13 protein-coding genes are annotated in these 10,810 nt (G+C 67.4%); 10 read left to right on the plus strand and 3 right to left on the minus strand.

Annotation, left to right across the window (positions count from 1 at the left end):
• Positions 1-469: LCP family protein (locus tag A5691_RS20005; RefSeq protein ID WP_197696195.1), on the plus strand; the 469-nt coding region annotated here is incomplete at its 5' end.
• On the opposite strand, the gene A5691_RS20010 is transcribed toward A5691_RS20005, so the two are convergent.
• Together A5691_RS20010 and A5691_RS29185 are read right to left on the minus strand one after the other, a co-directional pair.
• Positions 466-1,281 carry a glycerophosphodiester phosphodiesterase gene (locus A5691_RS20010; protein ID WP_067758882.1) on the minus strand — a complete coding sequence of 272 codons (816 nt, stop codon included), beginning with the start codon at positions 1,279-1,281 and terminating at the stop codon, positions 466-468. The genes A5691_RS20005 and A5691_RS20010 overlap by 4 nt on opposite strands.
• Complete coding sequence (locus tag A5691_RS29185; protein WP_082950426.1) at positions 1,278-2,324, minus strand: DUF4328 domain-containing protein; 1,047 nt, start codon at positions 2,322-2,324, stop codon at positions 1,278-1,280. Before A5691_RS29185 ends, A5691_RS20010 begins: the two co-directional genes overlap by 4 nt.
• Before the next feature lie 761 nt (positions 2,325-3,085).
• Here A5691_RS29185 and A5691_RS20020 point away from each other — a divergent pair.
• The 8 genes from A5691_RS20020 (at position 3,086) to rraA (ending at position 8,514) form a co-directional block, all read left to right on the plus strand.
• On the plus strand, positions 3,086-3,709 hold the full coding sequence (locus A5691_RS20020) for a superoxide dismutase (protein ID WP_067279219.1): 624 nt from the start codon (positions 3,086-3,088) through the stop codon (positions 3,707-3,709).
• 196 nt (positions 3,710-3,905) lie between these two features.
• On the plus strand, positions 3,906-4,439 hold the full coding sequence (locus A5691_RS20025) for a hypothetical protein (RefSeq protein ID WP_046186040.1): 534 nt from the start codon (positions 3,906-3,908) through the stop codon (positions 4,437-4,439).
• A 626-nt stretch (positions 4,440-5,065) separates the two neighbouring features.
• Positions 5,066-5,464 (plus strand): helix-turn-helix transcriptional regulator, encoded by a 399-nt coding sequence (locus A5691_RS20030; protein ID WP_067758872.1) that lies wholly within the window; start codon positions 5,066-5,068, stop codon positions 5,462-5,464.
• A 137-nt stretch (positions 5,465-5,601) separates the two neighbouring features.
• Positions 5,602-6,258 carry a DUF6474 family protein gene (locus tag A5691_RS20035; protein WP_067758869.1) on the plus strand — a complete coding sequence of 219 codons (657 nt, stop codon included), beginning with the start codon at positions 5,602-5,604 and terminating at the stop codon, positions 6,256-6,258.
• A gap of 23 nt (positions 6,259-6,281) precedes the next feature.
• Positions 6,282-6,956 (plus strand): YcnI family protein, encoded by a 675-nt coding sequence (locus A5691_RS20040; protein WP_068015791.1) that lies wholly within the window; start codon positions 6,282-6,284, stop codon positions 6,954-6,956.
• The gene (locus A5691_RS20045; protein WP_068015785.1) at positions 6,953-7,462 is read left to right on the plus strand and encodes a copper resistance CopC family protein; all 510 of its coding nucleotides are present in this window, start codon (positions 6,953-6,955) and stop codon (positions 7,460-7,462) included. The genes A5691_RS20040 and A5691_RS20045 overlap by 4 nt, the downstream gene beginning before the upstream one ends.
• A 96-nt stretch (positions 7,463-7,558) precedes the next feature.
• Entirely contained in the window at positions 7,559-8,005 is a 447-nt protein-coding gene (locus A5691_RS29190) for a nucleoid-structuring protein H-NS (protein WP_067889800.1), read from the plus strand.
• Positions 8,006-8,034: 29 nt separating this feature from the next.
• Positions 8,035-8,514: a ribonuclease E activity regulator RraA gene (gene rraA, locus A5691_RS20055; RefSeq protein WP_067752137.1), complete on the plus strand. Its 480-nt coding sequence runs from the start codon at positions 8,035-8,037 to the stop codon at positions 8,512-8,514.
• Here the strand turns inward: rraA and A5691_RS20060 are convergent.
• Positions 8,511-9,980, minus strand: a complete 1,470-nt coding sequence (locus A5691_RS20060; protein WP_067752134.1) for an NAD(P)/FAD-dependent oxidoreductase — start codon at positions 9,978-9,980, stop codon at positions 8,511-8,513. The two genes, rraA and A5691_RS20060, sit on opposite strands and share 4 nt — an antisense overlap.
• A gap of 76 nt (positions 9,981-10,056) precedes the next feature.
• Between A5691_RS20060 and A5691_RS20065 the strand changes: the two genes are divergently transcribed.
• Positions 10,057-10,698: a TetR/AcrR family transcriptional regulator gene (locus A5691_RS20065; RefSeq protein ID WP_067889797.1), complete on the plus strand. Its 642-nt coding sequence runs from the start codon at positions 10,057-10,059 to the stop codon at positions 10,696-10,698.
• The last annotated feature ends 112 nt before the right edge of the window (positions 10,699-10,810 follow it).

Raw genomic sequence — 10,810 nt, forward strand, 5'->3', positions numbered from 1 at the left:
CGCACTCGGCGGGGTGACGATATGTCCGACGACGCCGCTCAACGACCCCTTGGCCGGGATCGACCTGCCCGCCGGTTGCCAGAAAGTCAACGGCCGCAACGCCCTTGGATACGTCAGGACGCGCGCCACCCCACGAGCGGACCTGGACCGCATGGTCAATCAGCGGCAGTTTGTGGCCGCGCTGCTGCAGGCCGCAGGCCGCCCGGCGGTGTGGCTCAATCCGTGGCGCTGGTACGCGGTGCCGCGCGCCGTGGCCGACGCCCTGACCGTTGACCGCGGCGACCACGTGTGGGACCTGGCCCGCCTCGGCTGGGGGCTGCGCGGTTCCCCCGCGACGTTGACCGTCCCCATCGGCGAGTTCACCAACGGCGACGCCGGATCGGTGGTGGTGTGGAACCACGACGAAGCGAGCCGGCTGTTCGAGGCACTGGCCGCCGACGGGCCGGTGCCCATCAATCCGCCGGACTAACCGCCCGCGCGGCCGTTCTCCAAGTACGCCTTGGTACGGCCCGGGTGGTGGGTGGCGAGCCAGGCCACGCCGACGTCCCGGCAGAAGTCGAGGTCCTCGTACTCGTCGACGTTCCAGCAGTACACGGCGCGGCCCTGGGCTATCGCGCGATCGGCGAGTTGGGGATATTCCTTCAACGTCGCCAGCGACGGCCCGACGGCAGTGGCGCCGACGGCGGTGGCCGCGCCGCTGATCAAGTAGCGCGCCGTCTTGCCGAGCAGCACGGTCGGCAGCAGCGGCGCGGCTCGCCGGATCCGCCAGACCGCGGCCGCCGAAAAGGACATCACCACCGCGCGGGACCGGTCGGCGGAGGCCGGCGCGGCGATGCCGAACCGATGCAGTAGCGCGAGCAGCTTGGTTTCCACCAATGAGCCGTACCGCACCGGGTGCTTGGTCTCGATGAACAGCTTCACCGGCCGATGCCAATCCAGGACAAGCGACACCAGGGCGTCCAGCGTCAACAGGCTGGTGTCACCGTGCGTGCCGTCTTCACGCCAGCTGTCGTGCCACGCCCCATACTCGAGCTCACGCAACTCGGCGAGGGTCATGGTGCTGACCAGGCCGGCCCCGGTCGACGTCCGGTCCAACCGGCGGTCGTGGACGCAGACCAGGTGGCCGTCCCGGGTCAGCCGCACGTCGCATTCCACGCCGTCGGCGCCCTCTTTGAGCGCGAGATCGTAAGCGGCCAGCGTGTGTTCGGGCCGCGCCGCCGATGCGCCGCGGTGGGCCACCACAAAGGGATGCCCGGCGAGCACCTCCTCGGCCCACGTCATACGCGTAATGCTGCCGCTTCCTGCCCTTCGAACTCAACCGGACGCGGCGTCGGCGCCCGATCTTCGGAGACCACAACCCAGCGGTGCGCGGGCCGTTCGACGGGTTTGCGCTCGAACCCTTCGAAGACCCGGGCCGCCGCGGCCACCGTCACCGCCGCGAGCAAGTAGGCGAAAACCATCGTGATGGTGTTGTTCGCGATGCCCTGGGCGTCCCTGGCGAAGCTGGTCGCCATGGCGAAGACGGAGACCAGGTAGCTGGCGACCCACGCGATCCACCACTCGACGACGGAGCGGCGGATGCGGCCGTAGTGCTGCTCCAAAATCGCCAGCTCGATGACGAAAACCGGTGCCCACAGCAGGTTGGCCAGCGGCACCACACACCCTGCCCACAACACCCGCGTGGACCGCGGCTCCGGCAGGCCATGATGCGCGAACGCCGCCGCACGCCGGGCGATCAGCCACAGGATGAGGACCGCCCCGGAGGCCAGCGTGGCGGCGATCGCGGCCACGCTCGCCAGCACGCCGAGCCAGTCTGCACCGGCCGCGACCCACGAGTTCAACAATGTGTTCCGGTTGACGATCAGCAGCACGTAGCGCACGACGTAGACCAGGGCGGCGATGCCGAGGACGAGCACGCTCACGAACAACGTGGTGCGAATCGTCGGGGCCGATGGCCCCGGGCGGGTCGGGGCTCCGGCGGCCGCGGCCGTAGGTTCGACGCGATCTGCGAGGCTCCACCGCGGCATCACGGCGTAGCGCGGCGTCGGGCCCAGGGGACGCCGTCCACGCCGGGGAGGCGGCGCGGCGCCGGGGCGCACCGCGATCCAGCGAAAGCCCGGCGGCAGCCTTGGCGGGGTGCGCTGCCAGCCCCTGGCCGCGGGCGGTCGGCTCGCAGGCGCGGCGTTGTGTGAGCCCCACCGTGGGTCGGGCGCCGGCGCATCGGCCAGCGGCGCCATCAGGGCTCCCCGGCAACGTGGACACCATTCGCGCTGCCGTTCGCGGACGTTCCACCGAGTGCCGCATTGGGAGCACACCTGGATCACCGGACCAGCGTAGCCTCGCGGCGATCCGCTCCGCGTGCGGCGAGCGGTGGGGGTCCCGCGGATCGCTCGGGAATGGCTGGAGCCGAGTCGTCGGCTATCTCTTCAGCTATCCCGACTATCCACAGTTTCCACAGGTTTATCCACATGCGGGTTTTGGGTAAGGGAACCGTTACTACAGCTTTTCCGGCTAGCGGTGGTTCGACATGTGGATAACACCGCTGCGTTGACGCATGCGATAGACAGCCCAGAACGGTCGCCGAGCGAAATGGATTGTCTTGCTAAGCAACCGCGGGGCCCCCGCGATGGCGCCCTCGGCTGGGTCTGCCCGGCGTTCGGCGCCAACCCGCAGTTCAGAGAGTCATTTTCCAAGCCCGCCCCGAAGCGCTATGATCGCGTTCGCGCAAAAATTGTTGTGACTCACCTCACTGCCGCGAGGTGAGGGGCGGGTGAAAGGCGATTGATGGCCACGCATTCGTTCGGTCCGGGTTCACCGGCCCCATCGAAGTCGTACTCGGGCTCGCCCGCGTGGAATCACAGCTACAGCGTTGCCGCGTTGCGCGCCGGGCTCATCGCGCTGGCGTTGCTGGCCGTTCTCCTTCTCATCGTTCTGTCTTGAATCGACGCTGAACGGGTATTCGCCTTCCGGCTCATCGCGGTCATTCTTGCGGTCCGCGCAGTCATGGAGCAGGGTTGTCTACGGCTGGCTGCCGCTTGGCAGGCTTGCGAATGAGCGTTAGAAGACAATCGAAGAAAGGAACGCCGTGGCTGAATACACCCTGCCCGATTTGGACTGGGATTACGCAGCGTTGGAACCGCACATCTCGGGGCAGATCAACGAGATCCATCACAGTAAGCACCACGCCACGTACGTCAAAGGCGTGAACGACGCCGTCGCCAAACTCGAAGAGGCGCGCGCCAACGACGACCACGCCGCGATCTTCCTGAACGAAAAGAACTTGGCGTTTCACCTCGGCGGCCACGTGAACCACTCGATCTGGTGGAAGAACCTGTCGCCGGACGGCGGCGACAAGCCGACCGGCGAGCTCGCCGCCGCGATCGACGATGCGTTCGGGTCGTTCGACAAATTCCGCGCCCAGTTCAGTGCCGCCGCCAATGGACTTCAGGGTTCGGGTTGGGCGGTCCTGGGATATGACACCCTCGGCAACAGGCTGCTCACTTTCCAGCTGTACGACCAGCAGGCCAACGTCCCGCTTGGCATCATTCCGTTGCTGCAGGTGGACATGTGGGAGCACGCCTTCTACCTGCAGTACAAGAACGTCAAGGCGGACTACGTCAAGGCGTTCTGGAACGTCGTCAACTGGGCCGACGTGCAGAAGCGGTATGCGGCCGCCACGTCGAAGACCAATGGACTGATCTTCGGCTGAGTCCCACCTCGAATCGACACGGGCGTCGCGCGGCTTGCGCGGCGCCTTTGTCGTTTGCGCGGTCGCCGATTGGGCACTCCGAGAACATGTGCGCCTTTGGCCGTGTCGGGTTGCACGGCACCGAACCCGCAGGCATGCTTGGTTATTCGAGCTACCAGTGTGGTTAATCGGACGGAGGCGTCGCGCGGAGGTCGAAATGGAAACTGGGTCTGACCGCCCGATAGGGGTTTCCCCTTTCCATGCTCGTGGTGCCCTGAAAGGGTTCGTGATCTCCGGACGTTGGCCGGATTCGACCAAAGAGTGGGCCCAATTGCTCATGGTCGCGGTCCGGGTCGCGTCATTGCCCGGATTGCTCTCCACGACAACGGTGTTCGGCGCCCGCGAAGAACTGCCCGAGGAGCCCGAGCCGGGCACCGTCGGCCTGGTGCTTGCCGAAGGTACGGTCTTCGGCGAATCGGCAATCCAGCCAGGCTATTTCGCCGATCACCAGCCCCCGGCGCTGCTGATGCTGCACCCTCCATCGGAGACCACGCCGTCCTTGCCGGAATGCAACGGCGCGGCGTCGGGATGCGTCCTGCTCCCCGGATTGCCCTACCTGGGACTCGAGCATCGAGCGGCCTGGGTGGAGGCGGAAGCCGACGGCACGATCACATCGATGGTGAGCCGAGTCGGAGTCGACCCCATCAGCCATCCCGATACCGCCATCCTGGCGATGCTGCTTGCGGCATAGCCATTTACTTCGGCGTGAATTAGAAAACTCGGCTCGTTTTTGGCATCGATCGCCGCACCCGTGCGCTCGCCGGGTTTGGGCGTGCACGACGTCTGCACAACCGCCCCGCGGCCCCTTTGCGCACGCCGCCGGCGCACTCCCGCGCGCCATTCGCTTTCCCGCCCCCCGTTGCGGAAATGCCGGCGCGCGGGCGTCGCAGATGGGCCCGTCGCGACGGGCCGCCGAACACCGATTCACATATCCGGCACGTTTGCGAAGGGTGTTTTCCGGCCGCAACTGGCATTCGACAGCAAATAAGGCGTTAAGCAATCATAAATTGCTGCCCGGTTGCGGTGCGACCGCCCAGCACCTGCCCATCCTACACTTGACCCGCCCCGCCACCGACGGCCCGCCACCTTGCACCGGATGTCCAATTCTGCGGATAACCTGTGAGTTTCGCCGATTTAGTGGACACCCCAGCGAATCAGTTGGACGCTCGTCAAGTGCGGTATCGGCAAGCACCAGCTACGCCTGGACCGAATCCTGGGGGGTTTGCACCTGTTTCGGGACACAAACCCCCGCTACCATGGTCAGCAAATATACCTAGGTAATAGTTCACTTCTACAGCCCAGTGGAGGTCATATCCAATGAGCACGACGTTCGCTGCTCGCCTGAACCGCCTGTTCGACACGGTGTATCCCCCGGGACGGGGGCCCCACACCTCGGCTGAAGTGATCGCGGCGCTCAAGGCGGAGGGCATCACGATGTCGGCTCCCTACCTGTCGCAGTTGCGTTCGGGGAACCGCACCAACCCGTCGTCGGCGACCATGGCCGCGTTGGCCAACTTCTTCCGCATCAAGCCGGCCTACTTCACCGACGACGAGTACTACGAGAAGCTCGACAAAGAGCTGTCCATCCTCGCCACCATGCGCGACGACGGTGTGCGCCGCATCGCCCTGCGCGCATCCGAGTTGTCCCCCGAGGCGCAAGGCGAGGTCATGCAGCGGGTCAACGAGCTGCGTCGCGCCGAGCACCTGGACGCTTAGCGGACGCCCGCGCCCGCACCCAGCCGCCCGGCCCCGACCTGGAGGGCTCCCGCCCGCCCATTCCGATTAGGGTTGGCTCACGGGATCGCGCACGCCCGAGAGCGATAGTCCACGAGATACCGGGGAGGCGGCCGGGTATGGGCCTGTTCCGCAAGCGAAAGAGTCGCGCGACGCGTCGCGCCGAAGCCCGTGCGATCAAGGCCCGCGCGAAGCTGGAGGCCAAGCTCGCCGCCAAGAACGAGACTCGCCGGTACAAGGCCGCCCACCGGGCGGAGGCCCGAGCCCTCAGGGCGCAGATCAAGGCCCAGCGGGACAGCGACCGCAACGCGCTCAAGGTCGCCGAGGCCGAACTCAAAGCGGCGCGCGAAGGGAAGATCTTGTCGCCGACACGGATTCGTCGGGCGCTCACGGTGTCCCGGCTGCTTGCGCCCATCCTCACACCGGTCATCTACCGGGCCGCCGTCTCGGCGCGCGCCCTGATAGATCAGCGTCGCGCGGATCAACTCGGGATCCCCCTGGCGCAGATCGGGCAGTTCTCCGGCCACGGCGCGCAGCTGTCCGCCCGAATCGCCGGGGCGGAAAAGTCCCTGCGGGCGGTGCAGGACAAGAAGCCCAAGGACGCCGAAACGCGGCAGTTCGCGTCGGCCATCACCGAGCGGCTCACCGACCTGTCGGCGGCTGTCACCGCCGCGGAGAACATGCCGGCCACGCGCCGCCGGGCGGCGCACGCGGCGATCGCGGCGCAGCTCGACGGGATCGAGGCGGACCTGATGGCCCGGCTCGGGTTGAGCTGATCAACCGAATGCGGCGGCCCGGCATGTCGATCCGAGCGCGGGTTGCCCGCGTCCCGGTCGCGGTGGCCGCCGCCCTCACCCTCTACGCCGTCTCGGCCGCACAGCTTCCGGCGGCGTGGGCCCACGTCCACGCCAGCAGCGACAACGCGCTGCGCGGCGCCATGGCGATCGTCACCTTCCAGGTCCCCAACGAATCGAACACGGGCGCACTGACCACCGCGCTGAGCGTCGCCCTGCCCGACGTGGCCGCGGCCAGCACCGAAACCGCCCCGGGGTGGACGGCCAGGCTGGACCGTGACGCGGCATCGGGCGCCGTGCGCTCGGTGACGTGGACGGCCGCGCCAGGAGGCGGCATCGGGGCTGACCAGTTCGCGCTGTTCCGCGTCTCGATGAAGCTGCCCGATACCGACACCGTCAGTTTCCCGGCCACGCAGACCTATTCCGACGGCACGGTCGTCAAGTGGGACCAGCCGCCGCTGCCGGGCGGTGGTGAGCCGGAGCACCCGGCGCCCACGCTGACACTTGCCGTCGGACCGGCGGCATCCCACGGCCACCATCCGCCTTCTGTCGCGCCGGCCGACCAGGTGTCCGGGCCTCCGCCCAAACCCGCGGACAACACCGCCCGGATGTTGGGCGGCGGGGCCCTGGTCGTGGCCGCGCTGGGAGTCTGCCTCGGACTGATCCGCCGCCGGGCATGAGGCGGTTGGCGATTGCCGCATGCGTCGGTGCCCTCTGGCTGATCGCGACGATGACCGCGCCGGAGGCGTCGGCCCATGCCGCCCGGGTGGCCACCGATCCGGCCGACAACGCGGTCCTCGCGGCGGGGCCAGAGCGCGTGAGCGCCACGTTCAACGAACAGCTGCAGACCACGTTCGCGGCCATGACCGTCGTCGGGCCCGACGGCAACGTGTGGTCCGCCGGCGACCCGACGGTCCACGGCGCGGTCGTCGGCATCGGCTTGCGGCCGCTGGGCCCGGCCGGCACGTACACGGTGAACTATCGGGTCACGTCCGCGGACGGCCACGTGGTCTCCGGATCCTGGTCGTTTCGGTTGACGGTCTCCGGCACGGGCACGCCGGGACCACCGGCCGCAGGTGGCACGCCCGGGGGCCGGGACTCGGGGGTTCCGGTCTGGCCGTTCATCGTGGTGGCGGTGGCGCTCATCGCCGGAGGCGCCGTGTGGGCGGCGCGGCGTCGAGCGTGACCGGCGGCAAAAGCGCCCGCGTGCGTGCTGGCATGATGGGTTCGAAGAACCCGCGTGGGCTAGAGAACTACTGAAGATTGCTCGAGGAGCGGCCGCATGGCAGACCCGCAGGATCAACCCAATAGCGAGCCCGACGGCGATTCCACCCCGCCGCCGGAAAAGACGCCCCCGGCCAAGGCGGCCAAGAAAGCCCCGGCCAAGAAAGCCCCCGCGAAGAAAGCTCCCGCGAAAAAGGCGCCGGCCAAGAAAGCCCCGGCCAAGAAAGCCCCGGCCAAGAAGGCGCCCGCCAAGAGCGCCGAGCCTCCGGCAAAGGCCCCGGCACCGCCACTCGAGGTGCAGCAGCGAATCGAAAGCAACGGCGACCTCACGGCCGCCGCCAAAGACGCGGCCGCACAAGCGAAATCCACGGTGGACGCCGCCAACAACCCGGTATCGCCAGACGCTCCGATGGAGGTCCTGACCCAGTCCCGGCTGCCGTTGATCGTCGCCCTGGCGGTCAGCCTCCTGGCGATCCTGTTGATCCGGCAGCTGCGGCGCCGCTGACCCGCCACCGAGCCGCTACGGTGTCAGACGTGACCGTGTCATTCCAGCCAACCGCCGACCTCGTCGACGACATCGGCCCCGACGTACGCAGCTGCGACGTCCAGTTCCGCCAGTTCGGTGGCCGGTCCGAATTCGCCGGAGCCATCAGCACGGTGCGCTGCTTCGAAGACAACGCATTGCTGAAATCGGTTCTCTCCCAGCCAGGTGCGGGCGGGGTACTGGTCATCGACGGCGGCGGTTCCCTGCACTCGGCGCTGGTCGGAGACGTCATCGCCGAGCTGGCCCGCTCGAACGGCTGGGCGGGCCTCATCGTCAACGGTGCCGTGCGTGACGCGGCCGCGCTGCGCGGTCTCGACATCGGCATCAAGGCGCTGGGCACCAATCCCCGCAAGAGCAGCAAGACGGGCGCCGGTGAGCGCGATGTCGAGATCGCGCTCGGCGGCGTAACCTTCGTGCCCGGCGAGATCGCCTACAGCGACGACGACGGAATAGTCGTCGTCAAACCCTAAACCGCAACCGGCGCACGCTTCTTCGCGAATCGCAGGCCCTCGTCGGCAACCTTGCCGCGCCGGATCGTGCGCATGTCGAAGAGGTAGTTCTGCTTGAGCCGCCAAGGCGCCCGCGACCCCGACTTGGGCAGCATGTCCATCGCACGCTGGAAGTAGCCGGGGCTGAAGTCCATGAACGGCAGCTCGTCGACGTCGTCACCGGGATGCTGCGGCTCCACGAAGTCAAACCCGTTGGCGTCCATGTAGTTCAGCAACCGGCAGACGAATTCGGAGACCAGGTCGGCCTTGAGCGTCCACGACGCGTTGGTGTAGCCGAAGGTGATCGCGAAATTCGGCACACCGGAAAACATCAGGCCCTTGTACGTCATCAAGGACGTCAGCTCGATCGGCTCACCGTTCCTGGTGGGCTTCACGCCGCCGAGCAGCTGCATGTTCAAACCCGTTGCGGTGATGATGATGTCGGCCTGCAGCTCCTCACCCGAGGTGAGTTTGATGCCCGTCTTGGTGAACCGGTCGATCGTGTCGGTGACCACGTCGGCCTTGCCATGCCGGATCGTGCGGAAGAAGTCGCCGTCAGGCGCCAGGCACAGCCGCTGATCCCAGACGTTGTACCGCGGCCCGAAATGCTTCTCGACGTCGTAGCCCTCGGGTAGGCGACGCTTGGCCATCGTCATCAACGTCTTGCGCATGTAGGCGGGCGCCTTGCGAGACAGCTGGTACTGGAAGGTGCTGAATGCGATGGCTTTCCACCGATTCGCGATGTGCGCCAGGCGATCCGGAAGCAGCCGGTTGGCGCGTTCGGCGAACGGGTCCACCCCGGGCAGCGAGCCGATATAGGTCGGCGAGCGCTGCAGCATCGTGACGTGGCCCGAGCCCGAGTTCACCAGCGCCGGGATCAGGGTGATCGCCGTGGCTCCCGAGCCGATGACGATGATCTTCTTGCCCTGGTAATCGAGGTCCTCCGGCCAGTGCTGCGGGTGGACGATCCGGCCCTCGAAGTCGTCGGCGCCGGGGAAGGTGGGCGAATACCCCTCGTCGTAGTTGTAGTAGCCGGTGCACGCGAACAGGAACGAGCAAGTCATTTCGCGCTCCTGGCCGTCCGACTCGACGGTCAGGGTCCAGCGGTTGTCGGCGTCGGACCAGTCGGCGGCCAAGACGCGCTGGCGGTAGCGAATGTGCCGGTCGATCTTGTTCTCGACCGCTGCCTCCTTGACGTAGGCCTTGATGTCCGGGCCGTCGGCGATCGACTTCGCCGAGAGCCAGGGCTTGAACCGGAACCCGAGAGTGAACATGTCCGAGTCCGACCGGATGCCCGGGTATTTGAACAGGTCCCAGGTGCCGCCCAGGTCGTCGCGGCGTTCGAGGATCGCGTAGCTCTTGGTCGGGCAGCGGTCCTGGAGATGCCAGGCCGCGCTGATGCCCGAGATGCCGGCGCCCACGATGATCACGTCAAGGTGCTCAGTCATGTTGTCACGTTATCAACGGTCCGTCGACACAGTCAACAGGGTGTCGAATTTTTCGACACCGTGTAAAGTAGCGGCCGTGACTACCGCCGGCCAGACCCGCGCCCTGCGTGGCCGCCGTGCCATCCGGCCCTCGGGCGACGACCGCGAGCAGGCGATTCTCGCGACCGCCGAGCGGCTGCTGGAAGTGCGGTCGTTCGCCGACATCTCCGTCGACGACCTCGCCAAGGGTGCGGGCCTGTCCCGGCCGACGTTCTACTTCTATTTCAAGTCCAAGGAAGCGGTGCTGTTGTCGCTGCTGGAACCGGTGATCGCGCGCGCCGATTCGGAGTTCGACGGCGCGGTGCAGCGGCTACCGGAGGACCCCCGACGGGTGTGGCGAAACGGCATCAAGGCGTTCTTCACGGCGTTCAGCACGCACCGCCGGCTGGCCCGCGCCGCCACCGAGGCGCTGGCGACCAGCTCCGAGCTCCGCGTGGTGTGGTTGGGCTTCATGCAGAAGTGGATCGACCAGACCGCGGCCATGATCGCCGCGGAACGCGTGCGCGGCGCCGCGCCCGAGACCATTCCCGCCGTGGACCTGGCGACCTCGCTGAACCAGATGAACGAGCGCACCATGATGGCCGCTTTGTCCGCCGAGACGCCCGCGGTCGACGAGGACCGGGTGGTCGACACCCTCACCCACATCTGGGTGACCAGTATCTACGGCGAATCCAGCTAAGTGGCGATCGCAAGCGCGGCGTAGCCGGGCGAAGCGGGTCGCCACCATCGCATCAGTGGCGATCGCAAGCGCGGCGCAGCCGGGCGAAGCGGGTCGCCACCGATGCGATGGA

The sequence above is a fragment of the Mycobacterium sp. E183 genome, from assembly GCF_001667735.1.
Classification (GTDB): Bacteria; Actinomycetota; Actinomycetes; order Mycobacteriales; family Mycobacteriaceae; genus Mycobacterium.